The 18,190-nt window shown below is 67.4% G+C and carries 20 protein-coding genes and 1 tRNA gene; 16 read left to right on the top strand and 5 right to left on the bottom strand.

The features are described from left to right. The first annotated feature begins 87 nt into the window (after positions 1 to 87). The 4 genes from ABD716_RS07375 to ABD716_RS07360 are packed head-to-tail and all read left to right on the top strand — an operon-like array spanning position 88 to position 3,244. A complete protein-coding gene (locus ABD716_RS07375) occupies positions 88 to 306 on the top strand; it encodes a hypothetical protein (protein WP_344775358.1) in 219 nt (72 codons plus the stop codon). Continuing rightward, positions 303 to 2,378 carry a hypothetical protein gene (locus ABD716_RS07370; RefSeq protein ID WP_344775356.1) on the top strand — a complete coding sequence of 692 codons (2,076 nt, stop codon included), beginning with the start codon at positions 303 to 305 and terminating at the stop codon, positions 2,376 to 2,378. Before ABD716_RS07375 ends, ABD716_RS07370 begins: the two co-directional genes overlap by 4 nt. Next, positions 2,375 to 2,536, top strand: coding sequence for a hypothetical protein (locus ABD716_RS07365; protein WP_344775354.1), 162 nt, complete (start codon positions 2,375 to 2,377; stop codon positions 2,534 to 2,536). Before ABD716_RS07370 ends, ABD716_RS07365 begins: the two co-directional genes overlap by 4 nt. Positions 2,537 to 2,590: 54 nt before the next feature. Further along, the gene (locus ABD716_RS07360; RefSeq protein WP_344775352.1) at positions 2,591 to 3,244 is read left to right on the top strand and encodes a DUF2637 domain-containing protein; all 654 of its coding nucleotides are present in this window, start codon (positions 2,591 to 2,593) and stop codon (positions 3,242 to 3,244) included. An 88-nt stretch (positions 3,245 to 3,332) separates the two neighbouring features. On the opposite strand, the gene ABD716_RS07355 is transcribed toward ABD716_RS07360, so the two are convergent. Next, positions 3,333 to 3,533 (bottom strand): hypothetical protein, encoded by a 201-nt coding sequence (locus ABD716_RS07355; protein WP_344775351.1) that lies wholly within the window; start codon positions 3,531 to 3,533, stop codon positions 3,333 to 3,335. Positions 3,534 to 3,726: 193 nt separating this feature from the next. On the opposite strand from ABD716_RS07355, the gene ABD716_RS07350 reads away from it, so the two are divergent. The 4 genes from ABD716_RS07350 (at position 3,727) to ABD716_RS07335 (ending at position 8,355) form a co-directional block, all read left to right on the top strand. Beyond that, complete coding sequence (locus tag ABD716_RS07350; RefSeq protein ID WP_344775349.1) at positions 3,727 to 4,149, top strand: DUF6153 family protein; 423 nt, start codon at positions 3,727 to 3,729, stop codon at positions 4,147 to 4,149. A gap of 85 nt (positions 4,150 to 4,234) precedes the next feature. Next, positions 4,235 to 4,906 carry a DUF305 domain-containing protein gene (locus ABD716_RS07345; protein WP_344775347.1) on the top strand — a complete coding sequence of 224 codons (672 nt, stop codon included), beginning with the start codon at positions 4,235 to 4,237 and terminating at the stop codon, positions 4,904 to 4,906. A 223-nt stretch (positions 4,907 to 5,129) separates the two neighbouring features. Further along, a complete protein-coding gene (locus ABD716_RS07340; protein ID WP_344775344.1) occupies positions 5,130 to 7,553 on the top strand; it encodes a copper-translocating P-type ATPase in 2,424 nt (807 codons plus the stop codon). 64 nt (positions 7,554 to 7,617) lie between these two features. Beyond that, a complete protein-coding gene (locus ABD716_RS07335) occupies positions 7,618 to 8,355 on the top strand; it encodes a M23 family metallopeptidase (protein WP_344775342.1) in 738 nt (245 codons plus the stop codon). A 355-nt stretch (positions 8,356 to 8,710) separates the two neighbouring features. Here ABD716_RS07335 and ABD716_RS07330 read toward each other — a convergent pair whose 3' ends face one another. The 3 genes from ABD716_RS07330 to ABD716_RS07320 form a co-directional block, all read right to left on the bottom strand. After that, positions 8,711 to 9,289, bottom strand: coding sequence for a flavodoxin (locus tag ABD716_RS07330; protein WP_344775340.1), 579 nt, complete (start codon positions 9,287 to 9,289; stop codon positions 8,711 to 8,713). 164 nt (positions 9,290 to 9,453) lie between these two features. Next, positions 9,454 to 9,831: a DUF2255 family protein gene (locus tag ABD716_RS07325; RefSeq protein ID WP_344775338.1), complete on the bottom strand. Its 378-nt coding sequence runs from the start codon at positions 9,829 to 9,831 to the stop codon at positions 9,454 to 9,456. Then, a complete protein-coding gene (locus ABD716_RS07320; protein WP_344775336.1) occupies positions 9,828 to 10,736 on the bottom strand; it encodes a helix-turn-helix domain-containing protein in 909 nt (302 codons plus the stop codon). Before ABD716_RS07320 ends, ABD716_RS07325 begins: the two co-directional genes overlap by 4 nt. A 116-nt stretch (positions 10,737 to 10,852) precedes the next feature. Here ABD716_RS07320 and ABD716_RS07315 point away from each other — a divergent pair, with 116 nt between their 5' ends. The 8 genes from ABD716_RS07315 to ABD716_RS07280 all read left to right on the top strand — a co-directional run bounded on the left by ABD716_RS07315 (position 10,853) and on the right by ABD716_RS07280 (position 17,459). Next, the gene (locus ABD716_RS07315; RefSeq protein WP_344775334.1) at positions 10,853 to 12,409 is read left to right on the top strand and encodes an FUSC family protein; all 1,557 of its coding nucleotides are present in this window, start codon (positions 10,853 to 10,855) and stop codon (positions 12,407 to 12,409) included. Between the two features lie 157 nt (positions 12,410 to 12,566). After that, the gene (locus ABD716_RS07310; RefSeq protein WP_344775332.1) at positions 12,567 to 13,604 is read left to right on the top strand and encodes a zinc-binding dehydrogenase; all 1,038 of its coding nucleotides are present in this window, start codon (positions 12,567 to 12,569) and stop codon (positions 13,602 to 13,604) included. A gap of 50 nt (positions 13,605 to 13,654) precedes the next feature. Then, complete coding sequence (locus ABD716_RS07305) at positions 13,655 to 14,551, top strand: aldo/keto reductase (RefSeq protein WP_344775330.1); 897 nt, start codon at positions 13,655 to 13,657, stop codon at positions 14,549 to 14,551. Between the two features lie 20 nt (positions 14,552 to 14,571). Then, positions 14,572 to 15,393, top strand: coding sequence for an oxidoreductase (locus tag ABD716_RS07300; RefSeq protein ID WP_344775328.1), 822 nt, complete (start codon positions 14,572 to 14,574; stop codon positions 15,391 to 15,393). 22 nt (positions 15,394 to 15,415) lie between these two features. Continuing rightward, positions 15,416 to 16,258 (top strand): oxidoreductase, encoded by an 843-nt coding sequence (locus ABD716_RS07295; RefSeq protein WP_344775326.1) that lies wholly within the window; start codon positions 15,416 to 15,418, stop codon positions 16,256 to 16,258. Between the two features lie 35 nt (positions 16,259 to 16,293). Next, complete coding sequence (locus ABD716_RS07290) at positions 16,294 to 16,647, top strand: carboxymuconolactone decarboxylase family protein (protein ID WP_344775324.1); 354 nt, start codon at positions 16,294 to 16,296, stop codon at positions 16,645 to 16,647. Next, entirely contained in the window at positions 16,644 to 17,054 is a 411-nt protein-coding gene (locus ABD716_RS07285) for a (R)-mandelonitrile lyase (protein ID WP_344775322.1), read from the top strand. Before ABD716_RS07290 ends, ABD716_RS07285 begins: the two co-directional genes overlap by 4 nt. A gap of 302 nt (positions 17,055 to 17,356) precedes the next feature. Further along, positions 17,357 to 17,459, top strand: a tRNA-Thr gene (locus ABD716_RS07280). A gap of 48 nt (positions 17,460 to 17,507) precedes the next feature. Here ABD716_RS07280 and ABD716_RS07275 read toward each other — a convergent pair. After that, a complete protein-coding gene (locus ABD716_RS07275; protein WP_344775320.1) occupies positions 17,508 to 18,143 on the bottom strand; it encodes a TetR/AcrR family transcriptional regulator in 636 nt (211 codons plus the stop codon). Positions 18,144 to 18,190: the final 47 nt, after the last annotated feature.

Raw genomic sequence — 18,190 nt, 5'->3', positions numbered from 1 at the left:
GCCGCTTCGAGAGAACCACCCATTGAGAACCGCCGGGCCCCGCACACCGTTTAACTGACAGACCCGCAGGCGTCGATGCGCGGGACCGTGCCGAAGGTCGAGCTGAGCGAAGACACGAAGTTCTTCCTCGCGGAGGCTGTGCAGGCGCAGGGTGCGAATCCGACGGTGGTCCCGGCGGTCGGGCCGACGCCGGGTGAGTCGGTGAAGCCGGCAGCTCAGCGGGTGCCGAAGCGCGACGAGTTCAAGGGTGTGCAGGCGCAGCTTGCTGTGCAGAAGGCACGCAAGGCGATGAGGAACGCCCGATGAGTGACTTCGCGGCTAAGGCAGCGAAGGCTGCGCAGTCCAAGGCCGCCAAGGCAGCTGCCATAAAGAAGCGGATGGACGGGGATAGCGGGGAAGAGCTCGTCACCGGGCTCATGGATTCGAAGCTCGGGCAGGGCATGCTCATGCAGGCGCCCGGGATGAAGCCGCTTGCGAAGGGGACCGACGACGAGACTGCGCAGGCGGTCATGGCCGGTGCGGCGCAGGGCGCGATGGAAGCTGGAGTGGCCTCGGGGGGTACCGCGGCGATCGGCGGCGCGATCTGGGGCGGGATCAAGGGTCTCACCAAGACGAAGAGGGGCCGGGCGATCATCGCGATGGTCTGCGTTCCGATCCTTGCGCTCCCCATGCTCGCAACCGTTGCGATCTCCCAGATGACGAGCGCCGCAGCCTCCTCCTTCTTCGCTGCGCAGCAGGAGACCCAGGAGGATGCGGCCTCTGCGCAGGGGTACACCGAAGCCCAGATCGAAGCCGCAATGAACGCGGTTGACGGGACCGATGTCCCGTGGGCGATCGCCCTCGTGTGGCAGGGCGTGACCGGTCAGCAGTTCAATGATGACACCGCCCACCAGCTCAACAAGGCCGCCCACAAACGCAACGACGACGACCTGGACCTTGACCCCTCCGACCTCGCTGACCTCGACGGCGACAAGCTCGTTCTCGCATCAGCGCAACAGGGAACCGCGAGCAAGGTGCAGGCGGTGTGGGTCCTGGCGATGCAGGACGTCGGGCTCTCGGCACAGCAGGCGACCACCGTCTACGGGCAGGCGATCGCAGTCCTCCTCGGTCAGAGCAACTCCTGCTCAACGAGCACCTCTGCGGCCGGCACCAGCTCCGTGCAACTGAACGCCTCGCAGCAGAAGAACGCGATCACCATCCTGGGCGTTGCCAAGTCCGTCGTCGGCGACACGCAGACTGGCCGGGACGCGGCGGTCATCGCGATCGCGACAGCGGAGCAGGAGTCCACCCTCCTCATGTACGCGAACGACGGCTCCGACACGAAGGACATCGGAAAAGCGGGTCTGACCGCTGCGGATCTCGCCGCGGCGAAGGCGTCGATGAGCCTCCCGCATGATGCGGTCGGCCACAACTTCGATTCGGTCGGGCTGTTCCAGCAGCGGCCAGGCTCAGGGTGGGGAAGCGTGCCCAACCTCATGACAGCCGAGTTCGACGCCGCGGCGTTCCTCGGCGGCCCGAATGGCCCCAACCACGGGTCGCCCGCCGGACTCCTCGGGGTCACCGGGTGGCAGACGATGAGCGTGACGGATGCCGCCCAGGCGGTGCAGGGGTCGAATGCGCCGGACGCATACGCGAAGTGGTCAACGGTTGCGCAGCAAATCGTTGACGCGCTGTGGGATTCGTCGCCGGCGATCTCAACCGGATTGAGCTCGACCGTGCAGACAGCTGGGGATCTGAACCTTTGTGGCGGAGATTCGACCGGCGCGATCAGCGCCGACCAAGTCGCTCTCGCGAAGCAGATCCAGCAGTATCAGAAGCAGGGGCTCGTCACCTACTGGCACAACCCGCTCGGTGACGTCTCCGGCCAGATCGACCAGATCGCGAACGGTACCGCCAGCAGCGACTGCAACATCCACGCCGGCGTGCTCCAGGTCATCGTCTTCGCTGTCCAGACGTTCGGCGAGGCACAGATCAACGACCTGAACCGCACCTGCTCCGGCAACGGCACGCACAAGGGCATCAGCGCCCACTTCACCGGAGACGCCGTCGATTTCGGCGCGCTCGGATCGAAGGTGCTCCAGCCAGATCAGCCGCTCCACTACATGACCACTGTCGGATGGGACCCGAACTCCGCTGCACTGATCCGGCTCCTCGACCCGTACATGCCTCAGGGGTCGGAAGCCGGCCAGGAGTCCTGCCGCGCAGACCCGATGAACCCTGGCGCGTCATGGGCCAGCGTGCGGCCGCCAGCCGGCACAGGACCGGACCCGGTCGACACCAAGAACATCAAGCAGTTCGACGACGTATGTAGTCATGAGCACATCGACATCGGCGTCAACAGCGACGCGCGCCTCAACTTCTCCGGAACCTCCGCATGACGCAGCGCGCCGAGCGCGAGCCGTGGGCGGGCAGGCATCCGCAGCTCGACTGGGCGGGGAAGTGGGCGACTGAGGTGGCGTCGATCGTGGGCGGCGTGTGGTGGATGTGGTTCGTGACGACGCATCTCGACCTCTTCTTAAGGATGCTTGGCAACTGACGGATGCGTCCGCGCATAGGCCTCCCGCCCGTGTCTTTTCGGAATGGAGACCCTATGCACCGCACCGTCATCGCGCTGCTCATGGCCGTAATCGCGGCCGTCGCTTTCGCCCTCAGCTACTCGAGCTTGGCTTCGCTGGCTGCAGCGTCCCACATCCCCGCGGAACTCGCTTGGCTTTATCCCATTCAGGTCGACGGGTGTGGTCTCCTCGCGGGTTATGTCGGCCTGATCAGCCGCGCCGACCGTGAGCGCACCACGCGCCGTCTCGCATTCACGATCATGGGCGCGATGACCACCCTCTCGCTCGTCGGCAACGGGTTGCATGCCGCTGACGCCGCGCTTCACCTTCCGCTCCCTGCTCGCGTTGTGATCGGGGCCGCGCCCGCGCTCTCGCTGCTCGCATGCGCCGAGCTCACCGCGCGACTACTTGTGCGGCCCGCCGCGTCGCGCCCCTCGAAGGTGAAGACCGCCTCGAGCCCGAGCACCCCGTCACCCGCGAGCGCCAGCGCGACGAAGCGGGCCGCGTCCGCCACGAGCCGGCCTTCCGCAGCTGCGGGTGCGACCAAGGACGCGGTCGTGGCGTGGGCACATGAGCAGCATCAGCTGACAGGGGAGTGGCCGAGTGGTCCGGTGCTCGGCGAGCGGTTGGGTCTCTCCCGGAAGTCGGGTGCCAGGCTCAGGTCGAGCCTGATCGCCGAAACTGCGTGAACTGCCGCACACAAACGGTGCGACCGTGATGCGAGTGAGGCGCCCTGAGTCGGAGGACGGCTCGCGGGCGCTTCGTTGTCGACGCTTGTCAGTGAGCGCGGCCCGGCGTGATGGTGAACTCGTCGAGGTTGAAGAGCTCGCCCTTGACATCGGTTTCGGCGTGTCCGGCGCCGTGCAATGCCGCCGCGTCGACCTCGACGGCGGCTGCGCCCGGAAGGCGATGGCCGAGCCAGCGAAGCTTGAGCGAACTGACGCCGATCGCGCCGGTCGTGTGGCTGAGTGCATGCACCGCTTGTTCGACAATCTCCGGTCGATGACATCCATGAGCCGTGCACCGATGGACTCAGTAGAGCGCGGTGAAGCCGTCGAGGCGCGCGCACCTCGCCGGCGACGGGGCTGCTGAGCACTGAAATGGCACACCTCCCGGCCCCTGTCTGCGCGACTCCTGGGCGGCGGCGGACGGGAGGGGCTACCCTGTTTTCGTGCATGCCACCAGTTCCCGCGCGGCCGCCGTAGTGCGCCGTGTCTTGCTGGTAGTCCTTGCGCTGGGGGTGTTGTTCGGCTTGGCGGGTATGCATGAGGTGATCAGCGGCCCGAACGCCGCCGGTTCTGCGGTTGCCGCGCACCTGGAGCATGCGGTCGGCCATGCAGCAGCGCACGACACGGGTGCGATGGCGCACGCGGCCGTGACGGTGCTGTCGGCGCCGATGGGCGACATGTCTCATGCGATGGAGACGTGCTGCATGGCGCTGGTGGTGATGCTGGCCTTGGCGATGCTCGCAGCCCCGGGGCTGCTCGGCACCTTGACGTCTTTGCGGCCGCGCGCACAGCTTGCTCCAGCCGATTCGCCGCGCCCGGTCCGCGGTATCGAACGCAATCTCACCCTCGGAGTGCTCCGGATCTGATGGGGGCGTAGGAGGAGTCTGCCTGTCATCGGGCGACCCCTTCAACGTTTCTGTTCCTCATCAGACCTGTATTTGGAGTACCTCCGTGAACTTGAATACCCGCATTGCGGTCGCCTCGGCGACCGCTGTCACCCTCGTCGGCGTCCTCGTCGGCTGCTCATCGAGCAACTCGTCCTCTCATTCGGGGATGTCGGGAATGCCCGGCACCAGCACATCTCCGTCAACGTCATCGTCCGTTTCCGCAAAGCACAACGCGCAAGATGTGACGTTCGCGCAGATGATGATCGTCCACCATCAAGGAGCGATCCAGATGGCGCAGATCGCCGCGAGCAAGGCTGCGATGCCGGACGTGAGGCAACTGGCCGACAAGATCCAGAAGGCGCAGTCGCCGGAGATCGACGAGATGACCGGATGGCTGCGCGCTTGGCGCGAGCCGGTGAGCATGTCCGGACCGAGCTCGATGCCGATGCCGTCCGATTCTTCGATGGGCGGCATGGATATGAGCGAGCCGATGGCCTCCAGCATGCCGGGCATGACGCCTGAGGACATGAAGAGCCTGAAAGCCGCGACGGGCATGGGCGTCGATAAGACGTTCCTGACCCTGATGATCGAGCACCACAAGGGCGCGACGCAAATGGCACAGACCGAGATCTCGGATGGTCAGAATACGCAGGCGCTGCGCCTGGCGCACAGCATCGTCGAGTCGCAGACCAAGGAGATCCAGACAATGCAGTCCATGCTCCAGAGCATGGGCTGAGCGACGCCGCTCGGGAGCGGCCGGTGATCCGGCCGCCCCCGGGCGTTCCTGCGACGCTTTGAAAGCTGGCACCGATGCCATCCCCGTCCTTCCGCCCACCCGCACACCGAGCACTTCCCGCCGCGGCCAGCCACCCTGGCTGGCCGGGGCTATCGACCCTCCGCCGCACCGGAATATCGTCAGCACCGTTCCAGCTGACGGCGGCACTGAAAGGAGCACGACTATGAGCGACACACACAGCCACGGTCACGAGCACCACCACGACACGCCCGCCGCGGCGACCGATCTCGTCGCCTGCCCGGTGATGACGGATAACCAGGTGAGCCGCGCCGAGGCGGAAGCAGCAGGGCGCAGCCGCGAGTGGGAGGGCCACACCTACTACCTGTGCTGCGACTCCTGCGTCGCAGCGTTCGACGCCGACCCGGCCGCCTACGCCGGCAACGTTGATGAACGCGGCACGCCGACTCGGCACAGTGCGCCGGCCGACCATGCTGGTCACGAGCACGAGCACGAGCACGAGCACGAGCACGAGCACGAGCACGAGCACGAGCACGAGCACGAGCACGAGCACGAGCACGAGCACGAGCACGACGCGCGCGATCAGATGGGCCGCTCTGGGCATGACCGAATGGGCCACGGCGCGCACGATTACACGGGCCACGGCGGCCACGGTGATCACGCGGCGCAGTTCCGGGACCGGTTCTGGTGGAGCCTGGTCCTGGCGGTGCCCGTGGTCATCTTCAGCCAAATGTTCGGGCACATCCTCGGCTACCAGCTCACGTTCTCCGGGGCCGCGTGGGTCTCTCCCGTGCTCGGAACGGTAATCTTCGTCTACGGCGGATATCCGTTCTTCACCGGAGCCGTCTCCGAGCTGCGCACCCGCAAGCCCGGCATGATGACGCTGATCGCCATGGCGATCTTGGTTGCGTTCGTCGCCTCGTGGGCGACTGTGATCAAGCCGTCGCTCGAGCTCGACTTCTGGTGGGAGCTCGCGCTGTTGATCGCGATCATGCTGCTCGGGCACTGGCTCGAGATGCGCGCCCTCGGCGCCGCCTCCGGCGCACTGGATGCACTGGCTGCGCTGCTACCGGACACGGCGGAGCTGGTCCGCGGTGAGGACATCGTCGAGATCCCGTTGGGCGAGATCGCCGAAGGTGACATCGTCCTGGTCCGCTCCGGCCGCCGGGTGCCGGCGGACGGGACCGTGATCGACGGCCAGGCGGAGGTGGACGAGTCGATGATCACCGGCGAGTCCCGCACCGTCACTCGCGGTGTCGGCGCTCAGGTCGTCGCCGGGACCGTGGCGACCGACACCGCGATCCGGGTGCAGATCACCGCCGTGGGCGAGAAGACGGCGCTGGCCGGCATCCGCCGCCTCGTCGATGAGGCCCAACGGTCCTCCTCGCGGGCGCAGGCGCTTGCTGATCGGGCGGCTGCGCTGCTGTTCTACTTCGCCGCAGGTGCGGGGCTCATCACGTTCGTGGTCTGGATGCTGCTCGGCGACCCGACCGATGCGATCGCCCGCACCGTGACTGTGCTGGTGATCGCATGCCCGCACGCGCTGGGTCTTGCGATCCCGCTCGTGATCTCGATCTCGACCGAGCGGGCGGCCAAGGCGGGCGTGCTGGTGAAGAATCGGCTCGCGCTCGAGCGGATGCGGACGATCGACATCGTCCTGTTCGACAAGACCGGCACCCTCACCCGCGGTGAGCCCGCAGTCTCGCGCACCATCACGGCCGGCATCGACAAAGCTGAGGCGCTGCAGCTCGCCGCGGCCGTCGAAGCCTCGTCCGAGCATCCCCTCGCTCAGGCGATCGTTCGCGCCGCCGACGAGCACGGCACCGCAGCGCGCCCCGCAGCGACGGCCTTCCGCTCGCGCACCGCCCGCGGGGTCGAGGCCACGGTGAACGGCGCGCTCATCCGGGTCGGCGGACCGCGCCTCCTCCAAGAAACGGGCGTTGTGGTCCCTGAGAGCATCAGCGGCCCGGCAGCAGAGGCCGCCGCTCAGGGCGCCACGGTTCTGTACCTCCTTCGCGGCGAAGATGCTCTGGCCGCGTTCGCGCTACAGGACGAGATCCGCCCTGAGTCGGATGCCGCGATCCGCGCCCTGCACGAGCGCGGGGTGAAGGTCGCGATGATCACCGGGGATACCGCCGACGTCGCGAACTCCGTCGGACGGCAACTCGGCATTGACGAGGTGTTTGCCGAGGTGCTCCCTGCCGACAAGGACAGCAAGGTCTCGGAGCTGCAGCATCGCGGCCTGAAGGTTGCGATGGTCGGAGACGGCGTGAACGACGCGCCTGCTCTCGCCCGCGCAGACGTCGGCATCGCCATCGGTGCGGGAACCGATGTCGCGATCGAGTCCGCCGGTGTTGTGCTCGCCTCCAGCGACCCGCGCGCGGTGCTCTCTGTCATCGAGCTGTCCCGCGCGAGCTACCGCAAGATGATCCAGAACCTCGTCTGGGCCACCGGTTACAACATCATCGCTGTGCCGCTGGCCGCCGGCGTCCTCGCCCCGATCGGGTTCGTGCTCTCGCCCGCGGTCGGCGCGATCCTCATGTCCGTGTCCACCATCGTCGTCGCCCTCAACGCCCAGCTGCTGCGCCGCATCCGACTGGCCCCAGAATCCCTCGTCCCCGTGCGCTGACGCGCAGCCCCGCTCGCACCGCCGCTCCTGGGTGGCGATCGCGGCTGCCGACCACGAAGGAACCATGACAGAACCCACCCTCCCTGCCACTCACCGCACACGCCGCTCGCTCAGGGAAGCCAACAGGCGGCGCAAGCCCCTCCCGAAGCTCCGCCCCGCAGCCACCCTCGCGGTCCTCGCGATCGCCGGGCTGCTCGCCGCGATGGCGATCCCGATCGTCTCTTCGGCCGCGCCCGCGGCATCCCACAGCGCACGCCCGCTGAGCATCCAGTCGATGCGGGTCGCCGACACCGGAGCCGCCGCGATTATCAGGGATTCCTATGCCGTGAAGGTCACGCCGAGACCGGCCGCCCCCAAGGCGCCGAAGGCCGGCACGGCCCTCCAACCCGTGCCGGCCGGGAATCTCGCCTGGCCGTTCGGGCATCCCGTTCCGCTCAGCTCGCTCTTCGGAGCCCGCAGTGCACCCTGCTCCGCGTGCTCGTCCAACCACCAAGGCGTCGACATGATCCCCGGCGTCGGCACCCCGATCATGGCCGCCGCCCCCGGCATAGTCCGGGACGCCAAGTACGGCGGTGCACTCGGCAACTACGTCGTCATCGACCACATCATCGGCGGCCGCCACGTGAGCACCATGTACGCCCACATGGCAACCCTGCCCCGGGTCTCGGCCGGACAGACGGTGCCGGCCGGCGCTGTCATCGGAACCGTGGGAAGCACGGGTGAGAGCACCGGGCCGCACCTCCACTTCGAGGTCCTCCTCGACGGCGTGACCGCGGTGGACCCGCTGCCGTGGCTTGCGTGAGAACGCGTTGAGCGCCATCCCATGAGCTCAGGAGCTACTCGAGGTGGAGGTCGACACAACATTGGCCGCATGCGGACGGGGCCCGTGGGCTGAGATAGATCACAGCTCGCCATGTGCGGGACCGCTTCTTATGGACAACTCGGTCTCGCAGTCGGGCCATTGTGCAAACAGCGACCGCATGATCACAGGCGTCGCTTGCGGCACCGAACTCACCGCCGAGCGTTAGCTCTGAGGTGACCCGCTTGCCGGAGATTGAAAGGCCGGATCTCACAACTTCCGGGGCTCTCCACTGGTAACTCGGCAAGTTCTCGTTGCACCTCGGCCGGTGGCCTGATGTGTGCGCACGGAGGTCAAGCTACGCGAGGCCAGTTCGTTGCAGCCACGACTGTACCTGTTGGCCGGCATCGTGAATGGTTTCTCCTTGCAGAGCGAGGCCGTCGTGGACTGTGGCGCCGTTGCAGAGTTCGGTGTAGTCGGTCTGTGCGTTCCCCATGCCGCTGACGGCGTAGGTGACGAACGGGTAGACGTCTTTCCCGGACCAGTTGAGGGCTTCGGCGAAGGTGCGCATGATCATCGGGACTTGAACGTTCCAGATCGGGCTACCGAGAAGGATCGTGTCGTAGTCGTTGAGCGATGGCAGCTGTCCGCGGATTGCGGGTCGTGCGTCGTCCTGTTCCTCTTGGACGTTGCGGGCGACTGTCTGCTCGTAGTCGTGGGGGTAGGGGTTGGCAGCTTCGATGCGGTAGACGTCCGTAGTGATGCGGTCGGCGATCATCTCGGCGGCGACCTGCGTGTTGCCGACCTTCAAGTCGACCCGGCCGCCGTAGCGGTAGTTCTCGCCGGCACGGGAGAAGTACGCGATCAGAACGCGCTGGGCGGGCGCGGCCGACGGCGTCGGATGCGCCGTCGAGGAAGGTCGTCCTGATTCGTTCACCCTGGTTCCAGTTCGTGGGGTGCAGGCTGCCAATGCCGCGGACGCCAGAACGCCGCCGGTGAGGACGAGACCAGTGCGCATAAGATCGCGCCGGCGCAGCTCCCGGACGCGGCCGCTACAAGGCATCGCTGACGTCCGTTCCGCTTGGTGTGCTCGGCGAGCGGTCAGCGCGGAATGGCTTCGAGGGTCGCGGACAGGGCGTCGGCGGTACCGGTCGAGTCGACGATGTTCTTCGCATAGCGGCGGTACTTGCTGCGGTAGGCGTCGCTGATCGCCTCTTGGGCCGTCGCGTCGCTGATCTCGGTGAAGGTGACGTCCCGCTCGATGTTGCCGATGCTGATGTGCCCGGTGCCGGTGGCGCGGGTGCCTTTGAACCATCCGGCGCCGCGGCCGTGGACGGAGCGCAGGTAGAGATGATCCCCGACGCGCACCGCCCAGATGATCACGGGCCGGGTGGTCGTGCCGTCGGCGCGCACGGACGAGACCCGTAGCTCGTCGACGCTGTCGAGGACTTCGAGTTCGGTATCGGTCCACGTGCTCATGACGACTCCTTCGTTCGGGTGGTTTCGGTGGCCTCCGCCGGCCGAGGTGCGGTCTCGGCTTCAACGGTGGCGGCCCAGCTCGCCAGGAGCCGCAGCCGCTCGTCGTCGGCGCTGTTGGGGGCGGCGGTGAAGGTGAAGAGGTGCCAGCCGGGGTCGGCGGGAAGGTCGAGGCCTTCGTAGATGAGTTCCAGCTCGCCGACCACGGGGTGGCGCAGCCGTTTGATCCCGGTGCGGTGGAAGCGGACGTTGTGGGCGGCCCACCGGGTGCGGAATGCCTCGGAGCGGGTGGCGAGCTCGCCGATCAGGTCGGTGAGCTGCTTGTCATACGGGTGCTTGCCGGCGTAGCTGCGCAGGGTGGCGACGATGTCGTCAGCGCCCTGTTCCCAGTCGATGTAGAACTCGCGGGCCTCCGCCTCGTTGAGGAACACGAAGCGGGCGTTGTTGACCGGGCGGCGCGGGTGGTCGAACAGTGGCGCGTTGAGGGCTCGCCCGAGCCGGTTGGCGGCCACGAAGTCCATGTGCTCGTCGCGCACCCAGGCGGGTGCATCGGTGATCGCATCGAGGAAGCGTTGCAGGCTGGGGCGCACTTGGTTGGCTGCGGGCCGCTTGCGTCGCACCGGGCGAGGATGCGCCGCCCGCGCGAGGTCGAAGAGGTGAGCAGTCTCGGCCTCATCAAGCTGAAGGGCCCGCGAGAGGGCTTCCAGGACCTCGTCGGAGACGCCGCGGAGGTCGCCGCGTTCCAGTTGGGCGTAGTAGTCGACGCTGAGCCCGGCGAGCAGCGCGACCTCTTCGCGGCGAAGGCCGGGCACGCGGCGGCGACCGCCGCCGATCAGGTTCGCCTGCTCGGGCGTGATGCGGTCGCGGCGGGTGCGCAGGAACTCCTGCACCTCGCTCTTGTGATCCATGACCACCACGGTAGGTCCGCGAGCGCGACGGTGGGAGTGACTGGCAGCCCACCCCAGATCGACGCATGCAGTGCTTGTGTGATGGAGTGCTGTCTTCTCTGCCGTTGAAACGGGCCATGGGTACGGTCTGGGGCTTCTTCGCACCCCGGTATGTGCCAGGCACGATCGTGCCGAACGTGGTCAATGCGGGGATCTCGACGGCGACGGTGGTCATCTCGTGTCTGCTGTTCACGCCGCAGCTGGGGTTGATCTCCCTCTTGGGAGCGCTGACCCCGTTCTGGGAGACGGGGCGACCGCTGTGGGCGCGCGTGCGCAACAGCCTGCTGGTCTCGGCCGTGCTGACCGCGTCGATGTCGCTGGGGGTTGTGGTGGCTCCGATCCGGTGGGCGGTCGTGCCGGTGAGCGTGCTGGTGATCCTGATCGTCGGGCTGCTCTACTACGCCTTCATGCTCACCCGGGGTCCCAGCCCGGTGATGATGTTCTACGCAGCGGTGATCGGCACCTTCTTCGGCGCCGACGCGCAGCTCGGCTGGAAGATGGTCGGCGTCACCGCGTTCGCCTCGGTGCTCACCTCTGCATTCCTGCTGGTGCCGCTCGCCTTCGCCCCGCACGGTCCCGAGCGGCGCGCCGTCGCCGCCGCCCACCGCGCGGTGAGCGCCTACCAGGGGCAGATCGGGGACGCTGAGGCGCAGCGCTTGACCCGCAACGCCGCCTACCAGGCGGTCAATTCCGCCTGGCTGACACTTCAGTCCGCATGGCCGGCGAATCGCAGCCGGCGGCACCGCGCGCTGGTCGGGGACCTTCTGCAGCTGAACCGCAGCCTCGCACACACCGTCCTTGAGCGGCTCGGCATGGGCGCGGGAGTGCGCCCGCTGAGCGCAGACACCCCGCTACTGCTGGGCCGGCCGGGCTGGCGATTCCTGCTATCGCATGCGCTGCGCGCACATTCGGTCGAATGGTTCACGAGTTGGCGGATGGGACTGGCGGCGGGCATCGCGGGCATCGTCAGTCAGGCCGCCGGGATAGGCCACCCATACTGGGCGATCCTCACCGCAACGATCGTCATCAACCAATGGATGGACCGGCTGACCGCGACCCGCCGGGCCGCGCACCGCGCCGTCGGCACGCTCATCGGTGTCGGCGTGGTCTGGGCGGTCTCCGCCGCGCATCCCTCCGCGTGGTGGGCCGTTGTCGTGGTGATCGTGTGCATGATCGGCCAGTACCTCGTCTTCCCGATGAACTACGCGCTGGCCCTGATCCTCATCACCCCCATGGCGCTGCTTGCGGTGGAGGCCGCGAGCCCCGACGCGTCCGTTGCGACGCTCACCTTCGACCGCTTCACCGACACCGTCATCGGCGCACTGTCGGCGGCGGCGGTCACCTGGGGGACCAGCTGGTTCTTCCCGCGGCGTCTTGTCCGCGCGCAGTCCGCCCGCTCCGCGGCCGCGGTCGCAAAGCTCGAACAGCTCAATGACGCCGGCGACGCGTTCTCCGACGTCGGCCGTAAGGCGCGGGTCGAGCTCCAATACGAGCTCACCCACCACCTGAGCATCCTGGAGCGGGCTGTCGCCGAAGACCGGCGTTTGGCCGATCTGGCCTCGTTGGAGCATCTGCTCGCCGACCGCGGCTACGCCGCCCTGGGCCGCGCCTGGGAAGTCCCGCCCGGTCGGTAGGGGCGCAGTCCCGCCCGCGGCCGGGTGGGGTGGGCTGGCGGTACCTGGGTCGCAGGCAACTGCCATGCCAGCGTGGAAGAGCGCAGATTGGAAAGACACGGCCCGGCGAACGATCGTCGGTACTCGCGTCGCTTTCGAGAAAGGCACGACCACTCTTATGCTCGCAACCTTCATGTACGGCCCCGGTGACGTTCGCGTTGAGGAGACCGAGGAGCCGAAGATCCTCCAGCCCACTGACGCGATCGTGCGGATCACCCTGTCGTGCGTGTGCGGCTCGGACCTTCACGCCTACCACGGCGGCGGCACCCGATCCGGGATCGCCCGGATGGGCCACGAATTCCTCGGAATCGTCGAAGAGACCGGCACAGACGTGCAGACCGTGAAGAAGGGCGATCTCGTTCTCGCCCCGTTCGTGTGGGCCGACAACACCTGTGACTTCTGCCGGGAGGGCCTGCACACCTCCTGCCGCCACGGGGGCGCCTGGGGTTCCGGGGATGTCGGCGGCGGGCAGGCCGAGGCTGTGCGCGTTCCGCAGGCCGACGGCACCCTCGTGAAGCTTCCCGTACCTGAGGACTCCGAACTGCTGCCGGACCTGCTCACCCTTTCGGATGTGATGTGCACCGGCTACCACGCCGCCGTCAAGGGCCGCGTGAGCTCTGACACAACGGTCACCGTAATCGGTGATGGCGCCGTTGGCCTGTCTGCGGTGCTGTCCGCGAAGCTGCTGGGCGCGTCGCGGATCATCCTGATGGGCCGGCACACCGACCGCACGAACCTCGGCGTCGAGTTCGGCGCCACCGACGTTGTGCCCGAGCGCGGGGAGGAAGGCATCCAGAAGGTCAAGGACCTCACGGATGGCGACGGCACCCACGTCGTCATCGAGGCTGTCGGCTTCAAGGACGCGTACGACCAGGCCTTCGGCGTAGTCCGCAAGGGCGGCACCGTCTCCCGGGTCGGGGTACCGCAGTATCAGGACGCGAACGTCGGCTTCCCGACCATGTTCTTCCCGAACATCACCCTCACCGGCGGCGTCGCGCCCGCCCGGGCCTACATCGAAACGCTCCTGCCGAGGGTGCTCGACGGGTCGATTCATCCCGGGAAGGTCTTCGACCGCACCGTCGCGCTGACCGACATCGCCGAGGCCTACCGGGCGATGAACGACCGCGAGGCGCTCAAGGTCCTCGTGCGCCCCTGACCCGGTCCCACGATTCTTATCACCACTGCTATGCGAAAGGCACCACGATCATGACCGCTCAGACCACCGTGACGCTGAACAACGGGCTGGAGATCCCCGCCCTCGGCTTCGGCGTCTTCCAGACCCCTCCGGAGGAGACGATCTCCTCGGTCACCACCGCCCTTGAGGACGGGTACCGGCTCATCGACACCGCCGCCTCCTACGGCAACGAGCGCGAAGTCGGCGAAGGCTTCCGCCAGTCCGGTCTCGACCGATCCGAGATCGTCGTGGAGTCCAAGCTGTGGATCAGCGACTACCAGGCCGACAAGGCCGAGGTCGGATTCGAGGCCAGCCTGCGCCGTCTCGGGCTGGACTACGTCGACCTGTACCTGCTGCACCAGCCCACCCCGGTCGATTTCGACGACACCATCGCCGCCTACCAGATGCTCGAGCAGAAGCTCGCCGAGGGCAAAGTGCGCGCCATCGGCGTCTCCAACTTCAGCCCCGACCACCTCACCCGGCTGATCGAGAAGACCTCGATCGTGCCGGCGATCAACCAGGTCGAGGTTCACCCGTACTTCACCAACGCCACCGTCCAGCACGCCGACGCGACGCTCGGCATCCTCACGCAGGCGTGGTCCCCGATCGGCGGCATCCACCGCTACCGCCCCTCTGACGTGCCGGGAAGCGGCAACGTCCTCGAGCACCAGGTGATCACGGAGCTGGCCGCCAAGTACGGCAAGACGCCCGCCCAGATCGTGCTGCGCTGGCACCTCGATGAGGGCCGCTCCGCGCTTCCGAAGTCGACGAAGGCTGCCCGGATCGCAGAGAACTTCGCCGTCTTCGACTTCAGCCTCGCCCCGGCCGAGCTCGCGGCGATCGACGCCCTGGACACGGGCCTGCGCGGCGGACCGGACCCGGAGCTGCTGAACACGCGCAGCTTCCCCAAGGCTGTCGACAACTCCTGAGCCGGAAAGGAGACCCGTTGATGTCGACGTGGTTCATCACCGGCACCTCCAGCGGCCTGGGCCGCGCCCTCGCCGAACAAGCCCTGGCCGCCGGTCACACGGTCGCACTTACGGCCCGCGACCCGGAAACGATCCGCGACCTCCTCGACGCACATTCGCAGACCGCCGCGGCCTTCCGGCTGGACGTCACCGACCCGGCGAGCATCACGGCCGTCGTCCGTGAAGCGGAGGCACGGTTCGGCCGCATCGACGTGCTGGTCAACAACGCCGGGTACGGCTACACCGCCGCGATCGAGGAAGGGGAGGACGAGCAGGTCGCCGCCATGCTCGCCACCAACTTCACCGGGCCGGTCGCCCTGATCAAGGCGGTATTGCCGGGGATGCGGGAGCGTCGCTCCGGGCTGATCGTCAACGTCTCCTCAGTCGGGGCTCGGATCATGCTGCCCGGCGGCGGCTACTACTCGGCCGCGAAAGCCGCACTGGAAGGCATCTCCGGGGCGCTGCGCAAGGAGGTCGGTCCGCTCGGCATCCGTGTGATGGTCGTGGAGCCCGGCTCCTTCCGAACCGACTTCCGCGGCCGCTCCGCCCGCCGCTCGGAAACGCAGATCGCGGACTACGACGAAGTCCTCGGCCGTAGCGGAGGCCAGCAACTCGGACCCCAGCGCGGCGATCCGGCCAAAGCGGCGGCCGCGATCCTCACCGCTGCCGCCGAGACCGAGCCGCCCGGTCTGCTGCTACTCGGCAGCGACGCACTCGCCGGCTACCGCGCTGCCGCAGACGCGGAGCAGGCCGACATCGTCCGGCATGAACAGCTCACCCTGTCCACCGACGCCACCGACTGACCCCACGAAAGGACGGACCCACATGTCTACCTGGCTCATCACCGGCTGCTCCACCGGGCTCGGCCACGCCCTGGCCGAGGCCGTCTTGGACGCCGGCCACAACGCGGTCATCACTGCTCGCAACCCGGACAACCTCACCGAGCTCGCCGCTGCACACCCTGACACCGCCCTCGCGCTGCCGCTGAACGTGCGCGACCACGAGCAAGTCGCCAACGTCGCGCAGCAGGCAACTGAACGCTTCGGGACCATCGACGTTCTCGTCAACAACGCCGGCCACGGCTACCGCTCCGCAGTCGAGGAAGCCGATCCGGCGGAAGTGCAGGAACTGTTCGAGACGAACTTCTTCGGCCCCGTCGACCTCATCCGCCAGATCCTGCCCGGCATGCGCGCGCAGCGCTCCGGCACGATCATCAACATCTCCTCGATCGCCGGCCGCTTCTCCAACCCCGGCTCCGGCTACTACTCCGCCAGCAAAGCAGCCCTGGAAGGCGTCTCCTGGGCGCTGCAGAAGGAAGCCGAGCCGCTCGGTATCCGCGTTGTGATCGTCGAGCCCGGCGCGTTCCGCACCGACTTCGCCGGCCGCTCGCTGCAGCAGTCCGCGACGCCGATCGGCGACTACGCGAACACGGCAGGGCTGCGCCGCATCGAGAACGACCACACCCACGGCACGCAGCCCGGCGACCCGGCGCGCGCCGCGCAGGCCCTCATCCGCCTCGCCGAAGCCGCGAACCCGCCGCTGCGTGTGCTGCTCGGCTCCGACGCCATCCAGGTCATCCGCGCCGAGCTCGACCAGCAGAACGCCGAGATCGACGAATGGGAAGACCTCAGCCACAGCACCGACTTCCCCGACGCCACCGCATCGTGATCTGTCCGTCCCTGTCATGAGGAAGGAAACCTGACATGCCCGAGAACGCACAGCCGAGCCGTGCGCAGCAACTCGTCGGCAACTTCGCCCCGAAGCTCGCCGAGCTCACCGATGAGGTCCTTTTCGGCGACGTGTGGGCACGCCCCGCTCTCACCCGCCGCGACCGCAGCCTCGTCACGGTTGCCAGCCTCGTCACCTCTTCCAGCACCGAGCAGCTCGTCAGCCACCTGCGCCTGGCGAAGCAGAACGGGCTGACCGAGGATGAGCTGAAGGAAGCGATCATCCACCTCGCCTTCTACGCCGGCTGGCCGAAGGCGATGTCCGCGATCCTCGTCGCCAAGCAGGTCTTCGGCGACACTGAGAACGCCGACGGAACGGAGAAGCCGTGAAAGTCGTGCCGAAGTCACCGACCTCCCAGGGTCCGGCCTCGAACTTCACCGGGGACGTCTGGGTCGACTCGATCGCCGCACCGCAGGACGGCGACCAGCGAATGACCGTAAGCCGCGTTCGCTTCGCGCCCGGTGCTCATACCGCCTGGCACTCCCACGCACTCGGACAGACGCTGCACATCACCGAAGGCGTCGCACTGATCGGCACCCGCGACGGCACCACCATCGAAGCCCATCCCGGAGACACGATCTACACCCCGCCAGGCGAAGAGCACTGGCACGGAGCGACCCCAGACGACTTCATGGAACACCTCGCGATGCTCGACAACGCCGACGACCGCGCGACCACGACCACATGGCTGGAGCACCTCGCACCCGGCGAATACCGTCGTCCCGACACCCCGTAGAGGAGCCGCGACCGTCGCATCCGTGCCGCGTGCGCAACCATCACCGCTCGACCAGCTGCATCCCCTGCGGCGCCGCGATCGTATCTGAGCCGCACGTTCGCGGCGACCCGCTCTACGGAGCGAGCCGTGCCCAGATCTTGTCACTGAGCAGTGATCCGGGGCCGATGAGCGCAGGCCGTGGAGGTTCCGGCGTCCTATCGGTCACCGACGACGACGAGAACACCCGGCAGAAAAGCCCTGTTGTGAACTCCTGACCATGCACCGAAGCGCACCCTTGCGGATCGATATATGGTGCAAGATGTGGCGCTTCGGGCTGTAGAATCCATGTAAATCAAGGCGAAACTGCGATTTACCCATTCACTCGTAATGAATAGGTCAAGGGTTCGATTCCCTTAGGCGGCTCCACAAGAAGAATCCCCGGTCTTGCCGGGGATTTTTCGCATAATGGGACAGTTAGGGCTCGCGGACGTAGGAGGACAGTGACGGCCCCGGACGCAGGACAGCGTTCACGATCGCCTGAATCGCGAACTCGGTGGCGGCCGCAAGTTCGATGGCCTTCGGATCAAGCAGCCACTGCAACTGCAAGCCGTCCATAACAGCCAGAATCGACGCGGCGGCCTGGTCGATGGTGTCGGGGTCGCCGACATTCTCGCTCGCGCACAATTCTCGGAATGCGGCCTCGATCTCCGTACGCAACGAGCGATAGCGCTCCTCGAAGAATGTTCGCGCCGGGTGGCCGTCGGTCACGGCCTCGGCCGAGAGCACGGTGTAGACCTGAACGATTCCGGGGCGCAGGTTGTTGCGCAACGCAGTTCCGACGAGATGCATGAACAGCGCGGCGCCGCCTGGCATGTGCTGGCCGTGAAGGTGCGCGACATCGTCTTGATCGCGATGCTCGAGCACTTCAAGAAGCAGTGCTCGCTTGGACCCGAAGTGGTGCAGGACGCCGGCGTGCGTCATGCCGACCTGCTCGGCGATGTCTGCCAGGGTTCCGTTCGTCGAACCCTTGGCGCCGAACGTCTCCATCGCGGCGCGGAGGATCTCATTGCGTTTGCGCTCGGTCTCTGGGCGAGGGGTTGTGCTGGCCACGGCACCGCCCTTCTGCTTTCTGCTGATGGGCGAGCCTAGCACCCGGC

Origin of the sequence: Gryllotalpicola kribbensis (assembly GCF_039538245.1) — a bacterium.
GTDB classification, from domain to species: domain Bacteria; phylum Actinomycetota; class Actinomycetes; order Actinomycetales; family Microbacteriaceae; genus Gryllotalpicola; species Gryllotalpicola kribbensis.
Note: the sequence above shows the minus strand (reverse complement) of the source record. Positions and strands in the feature narration are given on the sequence as shown.

Coding starts and splice junctions, on each gene's coding strand:
- ABD716_RS07370 (WP_344775356.1), top strand. CDS start 303: ATGAGTGACTTCGCGGCTAAGGCAGCGAAGGCTGCGCAGTCCAAGGCC.
- ABD716_RS07365 (WP_344775354.1), top strand. CDS start 2,375: ATGACGCAGCGCGCCGAGCGCGAGCCGTGGGCGGGCAGGCATCCGCAG.
- ABD716_RS07360 (WP_344775352.1), top strand. CDS start 2,591: ATGCACCGCACCGTCATCGCGCTGCTCATGGCCGTAATCGCGGCCGTC.
- ABD716_RS07340 (WP_344775344.1), top strand. CDS start 5,130: ATGAGCGACACACACAGCCACGGTCACGAGCACCACCACGACACGCCC.
- ABD716_RS07335 (WP_344775342.1), top strand. CDS start 7,618: ATGACAGAACCCACCCTCCCTGCCACTCACCGCACACGCCGCTCGCTC.
- ABD716_RS07325 (WP_344775338.1), bottom strand. CDS start 9,831: ATGAGCACGTGGACCGATACCGAACTCGAAGTCCTCGACAGCGTCGAC.
- ABD716_RS07320 (WP_344775336.1), bottom strand. CDS start 10,736: ATGGATCACAAGAGCGAGGTGCAGGAGTTCCTGCGCACCCGCCGCGAC.
- ABD716_RS07315 (WP_344775334.1), top strand. CDS start 10,853: ATGGGTACGGTCTGGGGCTTCTTCGCACCCCGGTATGTGCCAGGCACG.
- ABD716_RS07310 (WP_344775332.1), top strand. CDS start 12,567: ATGCTCGCAACCTTCATGTACGGCCCCGGTGACGTTCGCGTTGAGGAG.
- ABD716_RS07305 (WP_344775330.1), top strand. CDS start 13,655: ATGACCGCTCAGACCACCGTGACGCTGAACAACGGGCTGGAGATCCCC.
- ABD716_RS07300 (WP_344775328.1), top strand. CDS start 14,572: ATGTCGACGTGGTTCATCACCGGCACCTCCAGCGGCCTGGGCCGCGCC.
- ABD716_RS07295 (WP_344775326.1), top strand. CDS start 15,416: ATGTCTACCTGGCTCATCACCGGCTGCTCCACCGGGCTCGGCCACGCC.
- ABD716_RS07290 (WP_344775324.1), top strand. CDS start 16,294: ATGCCCGAGAACGCACAGCCGAGCCGTGCGCAGCAACTCGTCGGCAAC.